General features: G+C 73.3%; 13 protein-coding genes. 8 read left to right on the plus strand and 5 right to left on the minus strand.

From position 1 onward, the window contains the following. Positions 1-62: 62 nt before the first annotated feature. From EAO71_RS22645 to EAO71_RS22655, 3 genes are all read right to left on the minus strand, one after another. Positions 63-347, minus strand: coding sequence for a hypothetical protein (locus EAO71_RS22645; RefSeq protein WP_147979663.1), 285 nt, complete (start codon positions 345-347; stop codon positions 63-65). Between the two features lie 225 nt (positions 348-572). Then, complete coding sequence (locus tag EAO71_RS22650; protein WP_261992290.1) at positions 573-2,702, minus strand: SpoIIE family protein phosphatase; 2,130 nt, start codon at positions 2,700-2,702, stop codon at positions 573-575. Between the two features lie 291 nt (positions 2,703-2,993). After that, positions 2,994-3,215, minus strand: a complete 222-nt coding sequence (locus EAO71_RS22655) for a hypothetical protein (RefSeq protein ID WP_147979664.1) — start codon at positions 3,213-3,215, stop codon at positions 2,994-2,996. Positions 3,216-3,415: 200 nt separating this feature from the next. On the opposite strand from EAO71_RS22655, the gene EAO71_RS22660 reads away from it, so the two are divergent. The 3 genes from EAO71_RS22660 to EAO71_RS22670 all read left to right on the plus strand — a co-directional run bounded on the left by EAO71_RS22660 (position 3,416) and on the right by EAO71_RS22670 (position 6,198). Beyond that, positions 3,416-3,823: a response regulator transcription factor gene (locus tag EAO71_RS22660; RefSeq protein WP_147979665.1), complete on the plus strand. Its 408-nt coding sequence runs from the start codon at positions 3,416-3,418 to the stop codon at positions 3,821-3,823. 79 nt (positions 3,824-3,902) lie between these two features. Then, positions 3,903-4,292: a VOC family protein gene (locus EAO71_RS22665; RefSeq protein ID WP_147979666.1), complete on the plus strand. Its 390-nt coding sequence runs from the start codon at positions 3,903-3,905 to the stop codon at positions 4,290-4,292. Between the two features lie 316 nt (positions 4,293-4,608). Next, positions 4,609-6,198 carry an amino acid permease gene (locus EAO71_RS22670; RefSeq protein ID WP_147979667.1) on the plus strand — a complete coding sequence of 530 codons (1,590 nt, stop codon included), beginning with the start codon at positions 4,609-4,611 and terminating at the stop codon, positions 6,196-6,198. Positions 6,199-6,330: 132 nt separating this feature from the next. Here EAO71_RS22670 and EAO71_RS22675 read toward each other — a convergent pair whose 3' ends face one another. Further along, positions 6,331-7,017 (minus strand): TetR/AcrR family transcriptional regulator, encoded by a 687-nt coding sequence (locus EAO71_RS22675; protein WP_147979668.1) that lies wholly within the window; start codon positions 7,015-7,017, stop codon positions 6,331-6,333. Between the two features lie 156 nt (positions 7,018-7,173). Between EAO71_RS22675 and EAO71_RS22680 the strand changes: the two genes are divergently transcribed. The 4 genes from EAO71_RS22680 to atzF are packed head-to-tail and all read left to right on the plus strand — an operon-like array spanning position 7,174 to position 13,956. Next, positions 7,174-8,016 (plus strand): urea amidolyase associated protein UAAP1, encoded by an 843-nt coding sequence (locus EAO71_RS22680; protein WP_261992291.1) that lies wholly within the window; start codon positions 7,174-7,176, stop codon positions 8,014-8,016. Then, complete coding sequence (locus tag EAO71_RS22685) at positions 8,013-8,657, plus strand: urea amidolyase associated protein UAAP2 (RefSeq protein ID WP_147979669.1); 645 nt, start codon at positions 8,013-8,015, stop codon at positions 8,655-8,657. Before EAO71_RS22680 ends, EAO71_RS22685 begins: the two co-directional genes overlap by 4 nt. A gap of 5 nt (positions 8,658-8,662) precedes the next feature. Beyond that, complete coding sequence (uca, locus tag EAO71_RS22690; RefSeq protein WP_147979670.1) at positions 8,663-12,250, plus strand: urea carboxylase; 3,588 nt, start codon at positions 8,663-8,665, stop codon at positions 12,248-12,250. Next, positions 12,247-13,956, plus strand: a complete 1,710-nt coding sequence (gene atzF, locus EAO71_RS22695; protein WP_147979671.1) for an allophanate hydrolase — start codon at positions 12,247-12,249, stop codon at positions 13,954-13,956. The genes uca and atzF overlap by 4 nt, the downstream gene beginning before the upstream one ends. On the opposite strand, the gene EAO71_RS22700 is transcribed toward atzF, so the two are convergent. Beyond that, positions 13,943-14,314 (minus strand): hypothetical protein, encoded by a 372-nt coding sequence (locus EAO71_RS22700; RefSeq protein ID WP_261992292.1) that lies wholly within the window; start codon positions 14,312-14,314, stop codon positions 13,943-13,945. The two genes, atzF and EAO71_RS22700, sit on opposite strands and share 14 nt — an antisense overlap. A gap of 314 nt (positions 14,315-14,628) precedes the next feature. Between EAO71_RS22700 and EAO71_RS22705 the strand changes: the two genes are divergently transcribed. Further along, positions 14,629-15,651: a hypothetical protein gene (locus tag EAO71_RS22705; protein ID WP_147979673.1), complete on the plus strand. Its 1,023-nt coding sequence runs from the start codon at positions 14,629-14,631 to the stop codon at positions 15,649-15,651. Positions 15,652-15,722 lie beyond the last annotated feature (71 nt).

Raw genomic sequence — 15,722 nt, forward strand, 5'->3', positions numbered from 1 at the left:
ATCAGGCCCGGGGCACATGTGCCCGGGGTGGCCGGCGATTCAGCGGGCCGGTCCGGTCGCCGTCACGCGGAGGCCAGCACCTCCCCCGCCATGACCTGGGGCGGGTTGGGGAGCAGGGACGCGAGGTTGTCCCGTACGAAGTCCGCCGCTCTCGAGATCGATTCCTCGGCACCGGCCCGGTCCTGGAAGACACTGGTCGAGACCATCACTCCGTCGCCGGCGTCGAACCAGTAGTACGCGACGAATCCGGAGACCTGACGCATGATCGGCACGAACCCCTCGTTCACGAGGCGTCCCGCCTCGGCAGGATCGGTCACCCCTTCGTACCGCCGGACTGCTACGTACATGGCCGAGCTCCTCACGGGGGTTCAGGGTTCTTCTCGCTGGGACGTCGTACCCCTCTGGGTGGCGGTCCGGCGCATGGGCGTCCGGCAATCACCTGAAGGGCCGTCGTCAGGTGATCCGAACGGCGGCTTCCCGGTGGGCACGCGGCCCGCACCCGCCCGTCGCCGCCGTGGCCTCTCGTGGTGCCACGCGAGGGGGGTGCCCGAGAGCGGGGCCGTGGGCCGAGGTCAGCGTGCGGCGGTGCGCAGAAGGAGCATCGCGATGTCGTCGGTGTAGTGCGCGGTGGGCCGGGCGYGCTGCAGCAGGGCTCCCAGCGTGTACTCCAGGGTGCGCCCGTCGAGTCGTGCCAGCTCCTGGGCGAGGCTGTGGAGAACCTGGTCGGCGTCCGTGCCGGGCGTCTCGATCAGCCCGTCGGTGAACAGGGCGAGCGTTGTTCCCGGCGCCAGCGTCAGAGTGGTGTCGGGGTGGGCGAGGCCGGGGTCGATTCCGAGGAGGGGCCCGGGGTCGAGTTCCGCGACGCGGGGCGACCGGCCGGGTTGATGGATCAGGGGTGGCGGGTGGCCTGCGGTGGCCATGACGGCCTCGTGGCGCGCGAGGTCGATGTACGCGTACAGGCAGGAGACGAGCAGGTCGGAGTCGAGGTCGACGAGGACCTGGCTGGTGCGGGCCAGGACCTGGCTGGGGGCGTTTCCGGTGGCCGTGTGGATGGCGGTGCGGACCTGTCCCATGAGTGCGGCGGCGGCCACGTTGTGGCCTTGGACGTCCCCGATGACGGCCGCGACCGTGCTGGGGCCGATGCGGATGACGTCGTAGAAGTCGCCTCCGACGTCCATTCCGTGGCTGGCGGGCAGGTAGCGGGCGGCGGTTTCCAGTCCGGGCAGAGCGGGCAGGCGGCGCGGCAGCAGCGTCTGCTGCAGGCCTCGGGCCAGGTCGCGGGCGGTGTCGTAGAGCCGGGCGCGGTCCAGGGCCTGGGCGATCAGGCCGGCCAGGGAGGTGAGGACGGCGCGCTCGTCCGCGTCGAACGTGTGGGGTCGGGCGTAGGAGAGGATGCAGCAGCCCACCGGGCGATCGGAGACGATCAGCGGGAGGAAGGCCCAGGCCTGTTTGTCGCTGATGCGTGGCGCCCGCGGGTAGTGGAGGGCCATGTCGCGCGGGCTGGCGAAGAAGGACGGTATGCCGTGGCTGAGGGCATGCCCGGCGGGCGTGAGGTCCGTGTCCAGCGGGAGTCCGTCGAGCCGGTCGATGGTGTGCTGGTCGTAGCCGTGGTGCCCGGTGATCTTCAGGCGGCCGGCGTCGGCGGCGGACAGGACCAGCCCGTCCGCGCCGAAGGCGGGCAGCACCTGATGGGTGAGGAACTCGACGACGTCGCGGACGCCCACGGTCTCGGTGAGCGCCGCGGCCAGGTGCACCAGCTGGTAGAGACGGCCGGACCGGGCGGCGTGCGGGGGAGCGGACGACGGGAACCGTGCCGTGGCGCCGGGCTGGGGCGTCCCGGGTTCCGGTGCGTGCGTGATGCGGACGCTGATGCCGCCGGCGTCCGGGTAGAGCCGGAAGTGGAGCCAGTCGTCAGGGGGGCGCAGGGCGGTGAACTCGACGGGGTCGCGGCTGATCACCGCAGTGCGGTAGTCGTCCTCGGCCGACGACGTGTCCAGCCAGGGGAGTGACTGCCAGGGGCGGGTCCCACGCAACCGACCGGCGTCGAGACCGAGCATCGATTCCGTCGGGCCCGTCACGAACGTGATGCGGCCCTCGAGGTCGAGCCCGAGTGCTCCTTCCGGAAGCCGGTCCAGATAGTCCATGGCCGCGTGGAACGGACGGTCGTCCCGGGGGTGGTCGTCCGCGGGCGCCACCGAGGTGAGACGAGGTTCCGCGGGCACGGCCTGCGGGGCCGAATCCTCCAGCAGGAGGCCGATCCGTCGGGCCACCGCGGCGATGTGGCTGCGCTCCCGACGGGTGGCGTCGGCGGGGTGGCTCGCCGGCCACAGCAGCATCAGTGCGCCCCGGCACCGCTTCCGGCCGTGCATCGGGGCCGCGGCGAGCGCGAAGCGGTAGGGCAGGCTGGCGGCGGCGCGGGGATACGTGCGGGCCAGGTCGTCCTGGGAGCCGACCCACACCAGACGGTCCTCGCGGACCGCGTCGCTCACCGGCACCGGCGAGCCGAGCGGTACGCGCCTCCACGGCCACGCGACCTCCACCGGTACTCCGCACAGCACCGTCAGCCCCAGGGCCTGAGCGGACTCGTCCCAGAGGTAGACCCCGCCGGCGGACGCCCCCGTGCGGCGCACGGCGTCCGCGAGCGCGTCGTCCAGCAGGCCTGCGTCACCCTGCTGCCGTTGCCGGTCGATCAAGCTGGCCACCACACTTCCTCGGCCCGCCGCTCCCCGTCCCGGAGCCTTGGGGAAAGGCCGGGCACGGCTTGCGCGTACCCGTCGAACCGGCTGATACCCACGCGGACCTCACCCGCGGTGCGGGATCTTTCGAGCCGGCGCGTGCGACGGTCGTCGGCGGGAGGGAGACAGCGGTGAGCCGGCAGCCCTCAGCGCGGGGGAGACGGCCCTTCCTGGCGCGCACCGCGCGACCGGTCCCCGCTGCGAGAGGTGGCTCCGTGGCGGGCGTGCGTCACGGAGCCACTGCCCGTCGCGGCCGCCTCACCACTCGGGGTGGACGTCGTGGCTGTCGTAGCGGGTACCGGCGTCTGTCAGCCAGGGGCGGAAGCGGCCCGGGCCGGAGTGCTGGTGGGAGTAGGTGACGGGCTCCTGCGTGTCGTCGGTGACGATCACGGCTCCGGTCTTCTGCGCGCACCGCAGGGCATGCGTCCAGTGGCGGCCGCGGTGGCCCGTCCGGTAATCGGGAGTCTTGCATTGAGTCATCGGATTCTCACCGCCCGAAGAATGTGCGGTCCACTCTCGGCCTGAACCAGGGCGCCCGATATGTATCGAACATTCCGATATACCCATAGAGCAATAATTGAATGCGTCATCGTGTGAATCAGGTGTCGTCGGCCCGGGAGGTGAAGAGCGCGTCGCGGCTCCCGCAGGCAGACAGCCTCCACGGAGGAGAGCGAAGAACGATGCGGTCCAGCCTCTCGGTCCTCGTCTACAGCAGCAACGCGAACACCCGCGCGGAGGTGCTCCGCGCGGCCGGCACCAGGCCCGCCGCCGATCTTCCGCCGATCACGTGGCGCGAATGCGCCACCCTGCCGGCCCTGCTTCGGACCCTGGAACGCGACCACATCGACGCGTGCGTCCTGGACGCCGAGTCCACGCCCGCGGGCGGCATGGGGGTGTGCCGGCAGATCAAGAACGAGGTCTTCCGGTGCCCGCCCGTCCTGCTCCTCATCGCCCGCCCGCAGGACGCCTGGCTCGCCGGCTGGAGTCAGGCGGACGACACCCTCACCTCGCCGGTCGACCCCCTCGCATGCGCCGCGTCCCTCGCTGCACTTCTGCGCGCACGGCCGGCCCGCCCGGCCGGCTCCTGACGGTGCCGCTCGCCGGTGCCCGGTCGGCCGGCCAGGGCCGTCCGCGAAGCCGCCGGTGCCCGCTTGAGAGGATCCGGAGGTGACGGAATCACCCGTGAAGATCAATGCCCTCATCGTCGACGCCGCGGATCCCGAGCGGCTCGCCCTGTTCTGGTCCGAACTGCTCGGCAGGCCGGTCGTGGGCCGGATGGGGCCCTATGTCTGGCTGCGGCGGGAGGACGGCCTGGGTCTGGGCTTCCAGCAGACCGCCGCGCCCGAGTCGGGCAAGAACCGGATGCACTTCGACATCACCTCACCCGATCCCGCCGCCGAGCGGCACCGAGTCGAGTCACTCGGCGGGCGCCGGCTGGAGCAGTACGCCGACGGCGGGTTCCTCGTGATGGCGGACCCCGAGGGCAATGAGTTCTGCATCATCCCCGAGGGCTCGTTCGAGCTCGACGACGAGGGGCGCGCGCACTACCTCGACTGAGGATCGGAACGTCCGTCGCCACAGGGGCCGCAGCGACGGAAGCCCGCCCCGAGGCCCCTGCCGACCCAGGGGCGAAGCCGAGGGCGCCGGACGGGATCTCCCGTCCGGCGCCCGGCCGCGTGTGCGCGGTCCCGGGTGGGTGAGGACCCGCGTGGGTGAGGTCCCGGCGCCGCCTCTCGCCGTCCGGCGGGGCCGCCCGGAGAGGACTCACTAACGGCGGAGACATGGTCGCGTCACGCGGCGGAAACCGGCCGTCCCTAATTTCTGTCGTCCGACAGGTATTCGCAGGAACTCGCCTCCGCGACAGGGGACCGCCATGACCGTCACCACCGATCCCGCTCCGCCGGCACCTCCCTCGCCGGGCGCCGCGGGCGACGGCTCGCTCGCCGCGTTCGGCTACCACCAGGAGTTGCGGCGCCGGATGGGGCGGTACGCCTCCTTCGCCGCCGGGTTCTCCTTCATCTCCGTCCTCACCACGGTCTTCCAGTTCTTCTCCCTCGGCTATTCCTTCGGGGGGCCGCTCTTCTTCTGGACCTGGCCCGCCGTTCTCGCCGGCCAACTCCTCGTCGCCGCCTGCTTCGCCGAACTCGCGGCCCGGCTGCCCATAGCGGGTGCGATCTACCAGTGGGCGAGCCGGCTCGGCAGCCCGGCCTTCGGCTGGTACGCCGGCTGGATCATGGTGATCGGGCGGATCGTGGTCGTGGCGGCCGCCGCGCTCGCGCTGCAGGTCGTCCTGCCGGCCGTCTGGCCCGGCTTCCAGGTCGTCGGCGGGGACCCGTCGCCCACGACGACCAGCGGCGCAACCAACGCCGCCGTCCTCGGCCTCGTCCTGCTGGCGCTCACCACGCTGCTCAACGTCCTGGACAACCGGGCGCTCTCGGCCGTCAACACGGTCGGCGTCACCGCCGAGATCGCCGGAGTCGCCCTCATCGTGACCCTCCTCGCCACACACGCGGAGCGGGATCCCGGCATCACCCTGCACACCGGCGGCGAGGGCGGCCTGATCGCGGCGCTCCTGGTGGGCTCGTTCACCGCCGCGTACGTCCTCATCGGCTTCGAGAGCGCGAGCGAGATGAGCGAGGAGACCGTCAACCCGCGGCGCGTCGCCCCCCGTACGACGCTCAGCGCGCTCACCACGTCCGGCGTCTGCGGCGGCCTCCTGCTGCTCGGCGGGCTGCTCGCCGCGCCCAGCCTCACCGACGGGCGCCTCGCGACCGAGGGCCTGGGGTACGTGCTCACCAGCACCCTCGGCGACGGCCTCGGCAGGGTCCTGCTCGCCGACGTGGCCCTGGCGATCTGCGCGGCGACCCTGGCGATCCAGACCTCGGCGACCCGCATGCTCTACTCCATGGCGCGCGACGGCGTCCTCCCGCGGTCGGCGCGGCTGGCCCGGGTGCCCCGGTGCACCGGGATGCCCGGCACGGCCGCGGTGGTGGTCGGCGTGGGGGCGGGGCTGCTGCTCCTGCTCAATCTCGCCTCGCCGCAGGCGTTCCTGGCCATCGGCACCACGTGCATCGCGATGGTGTACCTGGCCTACGCCATGGTCACCGGGCCGATGCTGGTCCGGCGGCTGAGAGGGGAGTGGCCGCCGCCCGCCGACGGCGACCGCGACGAGCTCGGCAGGCCGCTGTTCTCCCTCGGTCGCTGGGGACTCCCCGTCAACGTGCTCGCGGTCGGCTACGGCCTCTTCATGACGGTCAACCTCTCCTGGCCGCGCGCCGAGGTGTACGACCCGGAGGGCGGCCACTGGTACTTCCAGTGGTTCACCGTCCTGGTGGTCGGCGCCACGGTCGGGACGGGTGCGGCGTACCGCTGGTACCGCCGCCGCAAGGGAGCCGACCCGGCGTCGGGGGAGTCGGGCCCACCGGCACGGGAGGAGTCCGAGGGCGAAGCCGTACGGGCCTGAACCGTCCCCACCGCACGCCGGTCCGACCTCCCACCCGCACGCCGGTCCGGCTTCCTGCCCGGGCGTCGGTCCGGCCGCAGGTCCGACCTCCCGCCGCACGCCGTACGGGCCGCCGGTCCGTACGGCGTCGTGTCAGGCATCCGCCGCGAGGAGCCGCCGCCCCTCGCGGCGCAGCCGTGCCAGGGAGCGTTGCGGCACACCCGCCACCCGGAGCGCCGCGTCGGCCGTCGCGGCCGCCAGGGCCTCCTGGTCGCGGGCCGGGTCGGCACGCCGGATGAGGATCACGCTCTCGGTGAGACCGAAGACGAGGTCCGTGCGGAGCGCCAGCTCGTCCGCGCCGAGTGCCGCCCCCGGCTCCGTGGCGGTCAGCAACTCCCCGTAGCACCGCTTGAGTTCGGAGCGGACCCGGTGGAAGTCGGTGAAGCGCTCCGTCCGCACCTCGGGCAGCAGGTAGAGCGCCCCGAGGTTGTGGGGACCGCCGCACAGCAGCGCCGCGTCGGAGTGGCACAGGGCCCACAGCCGCGCCTCCGGGGCCGCCTCCGCGTCGGCCACGAGCCCACGCGCCACGCCGAGGGAGGGACGGACGGTCCCCTCCAGAAGCTCGGCGAGGATCGCTTCCTTGCCGTCGAAGTAGTGGTACAGGGAGGCCTGCCGCAGTCCGGCGCGTTCGGCGATCGTGCGGGTGGAGGTCGCGGTGTAACCACGGGTGGTGAACAGCTCGGCCGCCGCGGCCAGGACTTCGTCGCGCGGCTCCAGGCCGCTCGCGGGACGTTCCTGGACCCGCGGGCGGCCGACTCTTCTGCTGCTGGGCGTGGTCACCCGGTGATCCTCGCACAGGGCCGGCGGCTCCCTCCGGGGCGAGCCCTCGGGTGAGTTTCCGGTAACCGACGCGAAACGCACGGGCAATGGCGGCGAAGCGCCCGATCCCTAATTTCTGTCAAGCGACAGAAATTAGTTCCGACCGGAGGTTGAGCCATGGCGACACCGTCAGCGACAGCGTCGACGCACGGCGCGCGCGACCATGCCCGCGCCCAGGAGGGCACCCAGGTCGACGCCATGCCCGTCCTGCCCGCAAGCAGCTGGCCGGCGCCTCCCGAGGGCGTGCCCGCCGGGGACGTCGTGTGGGCCGAGACCGTGGCGGGCGGCCACTACACCCACAAGGTCCTCGCCCGGGGCACCGAGCTCCGGCTGACCGACCTCACCGGCGACGCCTGCGCGCACGTCCTGCTCCACAGCGCCGACCGCCCCTGGGAGCGGCTGAACGTGGCCGACACCGTCAAGGTGCTCTGGAACGCGTACCTCGGCGCGGGGCACCTGCTCCTGTCCGACCAGGGCCGGGTCCTCGCCTCCCTCGTCCAGGACACCTCCGGCCGGCACGACGCCCTCACCGGTACCTCCACCCTGGCGCGCAACACCGAGCGCTACGGGGACGGCACCCCGCAGTCCGCCTCGCCGTCGGGCCGCGAGCTGTTCAAGCTCGCCGCCCTCAAGAACGGCCTCGCCCCGCGCGACCTCCCCCCCTCCGTCTCCTTCTTCCAGGGCGTACGGGTCGACGACGACGGCACCACCCGGTTCACCGGCTCCGCGGGCCCAGGAAAGACCGTGACGCTCCGCGCCGAACAGGACGTCGTCGTCCTCGTCGTCAACGTCCCGCACCCCCTCGACCCACGCCCCGACTACCTCTGCGGGAACCTCGGCGTCCTCGCCTACCGCGCCCGCCCGACCGCTCCCGGCGACGCCCTGTGGAACGCCACCCCCGAAGGCCGCCGCGCCTTCCTGAACACCGCCGACCACCTCACCGCCCGGGGGATCGCATGACCACCACCGCCCTTCCCGGCCGCGCCGTCTCCGACGACACGGTCCCCGCCCGCGCAGCCTGGTCGGCGGTCGTCCGCAAGGGCCAGTCGCTGACCATCACCGACCTCCACGGCAACCAGGCCGCCGACTTCCTCCTCTACGACGCGCACGACACCTCCGTGCGCTACAGCGCCCCGGACACCATCCAGGCCCAGGGCACGATCTTCCTGAGCACCGGCTCGGTCCTGCTGTCCAACGAGCACACCCCGCTGATGACCGTCGTCGAGGACACCTGCGGACGGCACGACACGATCGGCGGCGCCTGCTCCAAGGAGTCCAACACCCTCCGCTACGGCCACCACACCTGGTCGCAGCACGCCTGCGTGGAGAACTTCCTCGCCGAGGGCGCCCGGCACGGGCTCGGCAAGCGCGACCTGGTCTCCAACATCAACTGGTTCATGAACGTGCCGGTCGAGAAGGACGGCACCCTCGGCATCGTCGACGGCATCTCGGCCCCGGGTCTGCGGGTCGTGCTGCGCGCCGAGACCGACGTCCTGGCACTGCTGTCCAACTGCCCGCAGATCAACAACCCCTGCAACGGATTCGACCCCACGGCCGTACGGATGACGATCACCGGGCCCGACGACAGCGACGAGGTCTGACCACGATGACGTTCGACACCCTGCTGGTCGCCAACCGCGGCGAGATCGCGGCACGCATCATCCGCACCGCCCGGCAGCTCGGCCTGCGCACCGTCGCGGTGTACTCCGACGCGGACCGCGGCGCCGAGCACGTCCGGCTGGCCGACGAGGCCGTCCGGCTCGGCCCGGCACCCGCCAAGGAGTCCTACCTCGACGCCGACCTGGTCCTGAAGGCCGCCAAGGACACCGGCGCCGGCGCCGTCCACCCCGGCTACGGGTTCCTGTCCGAGGACGCCGGCTTCGCCCGCCGCTGCGCCGACGCCGGCATCGTCTTCGTCGGCCCCACCCCCGAACAACTGGAGCTGTTCGGGGCGAAGCACACCGCGCGCGCCGCCGCGCGAACGGCGGGCGTGCCGCTCGCGCCCGGCACCGGGCTCCTCCCCGACGTGGCCGCGGCCCTCGCGGCGGCCGACGACATCGGCTATCCGGTGATGCTCAAGGCGACCGGCGGCGGGGGCGGCATCGGCATGCAGGCCTGCCACGGCGCGGCCGACCTCGCCGACGCCTGGGAGCGGGTGCAGCGAGTGGCCGCGGCCTCCTTCTCCTCCGCCGGCGTCTTCCTGGAGCGGCTGGTGGAGCGGGCCCGGCACGTCGAGGTGCAGGTCTTCGGCGACGGGCAGGGCAAGGTCGTCACCCTCGGCGACCGTGACTGCTCGCTGCAGCGCCGCAACCAGAAGGTCCTGGAGGAGGCCCCGGCACCCGGCCTCCCGGACCACGTCCGGCACCGGCTCGCGGCAGCCGCCCGGGAGCTGTGCGCATCGGTGCGCTACCGCTCCGCCGGCACGGTCGAGTTCGTGTACGACGCGGCCCGCGAGGAGGCCTACTTCCTGGAGGTCAACACCCGCCTCCAGGTCGAGCACCCGGTCACCGAGGAGATCTACGGCGTCGACCTCGTCGAATGGATGCTGCGGCTCGCGCAGGGCGACACCGCGGTCGTCACCGCACCCCCGGCGCCCACGGGCCACGCCGTCGAGGCCCGGATCTACGCGGAGGACCCTTCCCGCGACCACCGCCCGAGCGCGGGGCTGCTGACCCGCGTCGTCTTCCCCGCCGACGTGCGCGTCGACGCCTGGGTCGAGACCGGCACCGAGGTCACCACCGCGTACGACCCGATGCTCGCCAAGATCGTCGCGCACGGCGCCGACCGCGCCCAGGCACTCGACCGGCTGGACGCGGCGCTCGCGGCGACCCGCGTCGACGGCATCGAGACGAACCTCGGCCTGGTGCGGGCCGCGCTCCAGGACACCGCCGTACGCTCCGCGGGCCACTCGACCGCCTCGCTCGCGACGATCGCCGACCCCACACCGCGCGTCGAGGTCATCGCGCCGGGCACGCTGACCACCGTGCAGGACTGGCCCGGCCGCACCGGCTACTGGCGGATCGGCGTCCCGCCCGGCGGCCCGATGGACGACCTGTCCTTCCGGCTCGGGAACACCGCACTCGGCAACGACGCGGGGGCGCCGGGTCTGGAGTGCACCCTCCAGGGCCCCTCGCTGAGGTTCACCCACCCCACGACGGTCTGCGTCACGGGCGCCCCCGCGCACGTGACGATCGACGGCACCCCCGTACCGCAGTGGGAGCCCGTCACCCTCGACGCCGGACAGACCCTCGCCGTCGGAGCCCCCGACGAACAGGGCCTGCGCACCTACGTGCTGTTCGCGGGCGGCCTCGACGTACCGGAGTTCCTGGGCAGCGCCGCCACCTTCACCCTCGGCCGGTTCGGTGGACACGGCGGCCGTGCCCTGCGCGCCGGCGACGTCCTGCACGGAGGCGAAGCCCGCACCCGGACGTCCGTCGTCCCCCTCGACGAGCGGCCGGTTCTCGGCGCCGCGTGGCACATCGCCGCGGTGGAGGGCCCGCACGCCGCCCCCGAGTTCTTCACCGAGGACGACATCCACGACTTCTACGCCGCGGACTGGAAAGTCCACTTCAACTCGGCGCGCACCGGCGTCCGGCTGGTCGGCCCCAAGCCACGCTGGGCACGCGCGGACGGCGGCGAGGCGGGCCTCCACCCGTCCAACATCCACGACACGCCGTACTCCGTCGGCGCCGTCGACTACACCGGCGACATGCCCGTCCTCCTCGGCCCCGACGGGCCCTCCCTCGGCGGCTTCGTCTGCCCGGCGACGGTCGTCACCGGACAGCGCTGGAAGCTCGGCCAGCTCCGGCCCGGCGACACGGTCCGCTTCGTCCCCGTCACCACCGCGGCGGCGGCCGAACTGCGGCGCAGACCCGCCTCGGCCCCGCACGCCGACCGGGCGGCCGTCGCCGACGGCGGAGTCCTCGCGCGCCTTGAAGAGCGCGAAGGCCGCCCGGCGGTCACCTACCGGCGCAGCGGAGACGACAACCTCCTCATCGAGTACGGGCCCATGCAGCTCGACCTGGCGCTGCGCATGCGCGTCCACGCGCTCGCGGAGGCACTGGCCGCGCGCGAACTGCCCGGCGTCGTCGATCTGACCCCCGGCATCCGCTCGCTCCAGATCCAGACGAACCCCGACACGCTGTCCCAGCGGACACTCCTCGACGCCGTCCTGAGCGTGGAGGAGGAACTCCCCGCCACCGACGAGCTGGTGGTGCCCAGCCGGACCGTGCACCTCCCGCTGTCCTGGGACGACCCGGCGACCCGCGAGGCCATCGCCCGCTACACGGCCGGCGTGCGCGACGACGCCCCGTGGTGCCCCTCGAACATCGAGTTCATCCGCCGGGTCAACGGCCTCGACACGGTCGACGACGTGTACCGGACCGTCTTCGACGCCGAATACCTGGTCCTCGGCCTGGGCGACGTCTACCTCGGCGCGCCCGTCGCCACCCCCCTCGACCCGCGGCACCGTCTCGTCACCACCAAGTACAACCCGGCCCGCACCTGGACCGCGGAGAACTCGGTCGGCATCGGCGGCGCGTACCTGTGCGTATACGGAATGGAGGGCCCCGGCGGCTACCAGTTCATCGGCCGCACCACGCAGGTGTGGTCGGGCTGGCAGCAGCGCGGCGCCTTCGAACCGGGCAGGCCCTGGCTGATGCGCTTCTTCGACCGGATCAAGTGGTACCCGGTCGGGGCCGACGAACTCCTGGAACTGCGCGCCGACATCACCTCCGGCCGCTTCGCGCCGAAGACCGAGGAGGGCACCTTCTCGCTCGCCGGGTACCGCGCCTTCCTCGACCGGAACGCCGCCTCGATCGCGGCTTTCCGGGCCCGGCAGAGCACGGCGTTCGACGCCGAGCGCGACGCCTGGGAGGCGGCCGGCGAGTTCGCCCGCGCCGAGGCCGCCGCCGTGGTCACGCCGCCCACCGCCGACATCACGGTGCCCGAGGGCGGCCGTCTGGTCGAGGCCGAGTTCACCGCCAGCGTCTGGCAGGTCGACGTCGAGGTCGGTGACCGGGTGTCGGCGGGTCAGCAGCTGGTCGCGCTCGAGGCGATGAAGATGGAGGCGCCGGTACCGGCACCCGCCGACGGCATCGTCGCGGAGGTCCTGATCACACCGGGCAGCCAGGTCGAGGCGGGCACCGCGCTCGTCGTCCTCGCTCCCGTCGAGACCGCGGAGGCACCCGTATGAGCACCGCAGTGGAGCGGGTACGGGCCGCGTACGCCCGCATCGCCCAGGTGGACCGGCCCGAGGTGTGGATCGACCTGCGCCCGCCGCAGGACGTGGAGGCGGACGCCGCCACGGTCGACGCACGGGCCGCCGACGGCGAACGGCTGCCGCTGGCCGGGACGGTGTTCGCGGTCAAGGGCAACATCGACGTGGCCGGGCTCCCGACGACCGCCGGCTGCCCTTCGTACGCCTACCGGCCGGAAGCCGACGCCCCGGCGGTGGCGCGCCTGAAGGCGGCCGGGGCCGTGCTCCTCGGCACCACGAACCTCGACCAGTTCGCGACCGGCCTGGTCGGCACCCGCAGCCCGTACGGCGCGGTCCGCAACGCCGTCGACCCGGCGTACGTCTCGGGCGGCTCCTCGTCCGGATCGGCGGTCTCGGTCGCTCTGGGCATCGCGGACCTCGCGCTCGGCACCGACACCGCGGGCTCCGGACGGGTCCCGGCGGCCTTCAACGGCATCGTCGGACTCAAGCCGACGATCGGTCTGGTCCCCACCGAGGGGGTCGTACCGGCCTGCGCGTCGCTCGACTGCGTGACGGTCTTCGCCCGCACACTCCCCGAGGCCGAGCGGGCGATGTCCCTGATGGCGGCGCCGTCGGGACGCGAGCTCCCCGCCCTGGAGCAGCGCCGGCCGGGCCCGTGGCGGGTCGCCGTCCCCCGGCCCGGGCAGCTCGGCGAGCTGGACGACGGCTGGGCCGAGGCGTTCCGGTCGGCAGCGACCCGGCTCGCCGACGCGGGCGCCGAGATCCTGCCCGTCGACCTGACGCCGTTCACCGAAGCGGCCACGATGCTGTACGAGGGGGCGTTCGTCGCCGAGCGCTACACCGCCGTGGGCGGCTTCGTCGACGCGCACACGGGCTCGGCGGACCTCGACCCCACGGTGGCCGGGATCATCTCCCGGGCCCGGGACATCCCGGCCCACCGGCTCCACGCGGACACGCGGAAGCTGTCCTCCCTCCGGACGCAGGCCATGGCCGCACTGGGCGACGCGGACGCGCTGCTCCTGCCGMCGACGCCCGGGCACCCGACCCTCGCGAAGGTCGCGGCCGACCCGCTGGGCGCGAACGCCAGGCTCGGCCGGTTCACCAACTCGACGAACCTGTTCGACCTGGCGGCGGTCGCCGTCCCGGCGGGCGAGGCGAACGGCCTGCCGTTCGGCGTCATGCTGATCGGCCGGGCGTTCACCGACGACCGCCTCGCCCGCATCGCGGGCCTGCTCACCGCCCCGCCGCTGCGCCTGGCGGTGGTCGGTGCGCACCTCTCGGGGCAGCCGTTGAACGGGCAGCTGCTCTCCCTGGGCGGCCGGCTGGAGCGCACGACCACCACCGCGCCCGCCTACCGCCTGTACGCGCTGGACACGGTCCCTCCCAAGCCCGGACTGGTCCGGGTCCGCGACGGCGGCGCCGCGATCGAGGCCGAGCTGTGGCGGCTTCCGGCCGAGGGCCTCGGCGCGCTCCTGGCGACGCTGCCCCGCCCGATGGCGCTCGGCAGCGTGGAACTCGCGGACGGCGGCTTCGTGGCCGGCTTCCTCTGCGAACCGCAGGCGCTCGACGGCGCCCGCGAGATCACCTCGTACGGCGGCTGGCGCGCCGCGCTCCGGTCCGCCGACGAGTGGGACGGCGCCGGCGGTGGGGCGGCGACCGCCGGGGGGTTCAGCAGGGGGTGAAGAGGGTGGCGTCCGCCTCGTCGAGGATGAATCCGTTGTCGAGGCGGACGCGGAGCCTCATGCGGGGCTCGGCCTTCAGGTGAGCGATCCAGTGGGCTTCCAGGGCCGCTACCTGTTCTTCCAGCTGCTGCCGGCTCCCGGGAGGCATGTGGGAGCCGAAGTCGTCGAGGAGGGACTTGAGGCGGAGGTACTCGCGGACCTGCCGGCTCTGTTCCAACGCGAGTGTCTCCGCCCGTTCCACGGTGCCTTCGGAGCCCGCTGCCAGCGACAGGGACCCGGCGACAGCCTCCGTCGAGGTCATCGTGCTCTCGGCCGGCTCCACCTGCCCGGCCAGTCTGAGGTCTGCCGCAAGCTTCACCCGGRAGCCCTCTTCGAGCGTCATCGTTCCCTCGTCTCTGCTGTGGTTCGGGGCCGGGACCGCGAAAGAGCCCTGGTCGGGCCATTATCCGCATCAGGTGTCGTCCGGTGCCACGGGCGACGCCCCGCGCGACGGGCGCCCCCGACCCGCCTGGCGCCGACTCGGCGACGCACCCCGGCTCGAGCGCCTCGAACTCCGCATCCGCGTCGACGGCAGACTTGGGGGGCCGACGTACGAGAAGGACAACCCCACCCACCTGCGGCAGTTCCACCCGGCCCAGCCGCGACACCCCGGACACGGACGAGGAAGAGCACGTGACCCAACCCCGCGTACCCGCACGGCTCCTCGCCGGCGAGTCCCTGCCCGGTGTCGCCGAGGCGCTGGGGAACATGGACGGCTGGCTGCTGCGCGACGGCGCACACCGGCTCGTCACCCGGCACGAAGGCGTGATCACCGTCGCCAGGGTCGCCGCCGATCCGTCCCGGGTGCTCGCCGAACGCGCCACGTGGACCGACCCCGCCGCGGACGGCGCCGACACCTACTGCTCACCGCTGCCCGACGGCGCCCTGGCCGTCAGCGGCCGACAGGCCGTCACTGTCCACGAGACCGACGGGTCCGTCCGCTGGGAGCACGGCCACGAGACGTGGTCCGACTCCGGCGAAGCCTCCGGCGCGTGTACGCCCGACCCGGCCGGCCGCGTCCTGCTGGCGGCCATGGCCGGACCCCTCGGGGCGGACGGGCTTTCCCGGGGCGACATCTGCCGCGCCCTCGACCTGGCCACCGGCGAGGTGCTCGCCGAGCGCGTCCTGCCGTCCTTCTCGGCGACGTACGCCTTCCAGCAGTTCCCCGACGCACGCCCGGAGGTCCTGCTCACCGCCTCCATGGGCCAGGACGGCACCCGCTGCCTTCTGGTCACCTGGACGGACGGCGGGCTCGACATCAGGGCGGCGGGCACCGCCGAGGAACCCTACGTCGGACTCGGCGTGGACGGGGTGCTCGTCAGCCAGGACGTCGGCGGCGGCTACCTCTGCCGCACGCGGGAAGGCGCCGCCGACGTGATCGTCGAGGCCGGCGACGTACTGCCCGAGGACTGGGTGTTCGTCGGCTACACGCCTGGCTTCGTCGACGACAAGCGGGTTCTGGTCGTGGCGGCCGAGGAACTGTGGGCGGAGGAGGGAACCCATCTCCTCCTCGACGCCCGCACACTCAGGCCGCTCGCCGCACTCGACTACCCGCAGCCGCCAGGGGTCGCGGCCGTGCCGCTCGGTGACGGCACCTGGCTCACCGTCGAGGAGGAGAGGGTGCGACGCTGGACGATCCCATCCGATCCCGGGTGACGGTGCCGCGCACCCGGCCGAGGCAGCAGCCACCGCCGTCTGCGACACGCGGTAGTCGAGCCGGAGGCCCC

Origin of the sequence: Streptomyces sp. MS191 (assembly GCF_008042125.1) — a bacterium.
GTDB lineage: Bacteria > Actinomycetota > Actinomycetes > Streptomycetales > Streptomycetaceae > Streptomyces.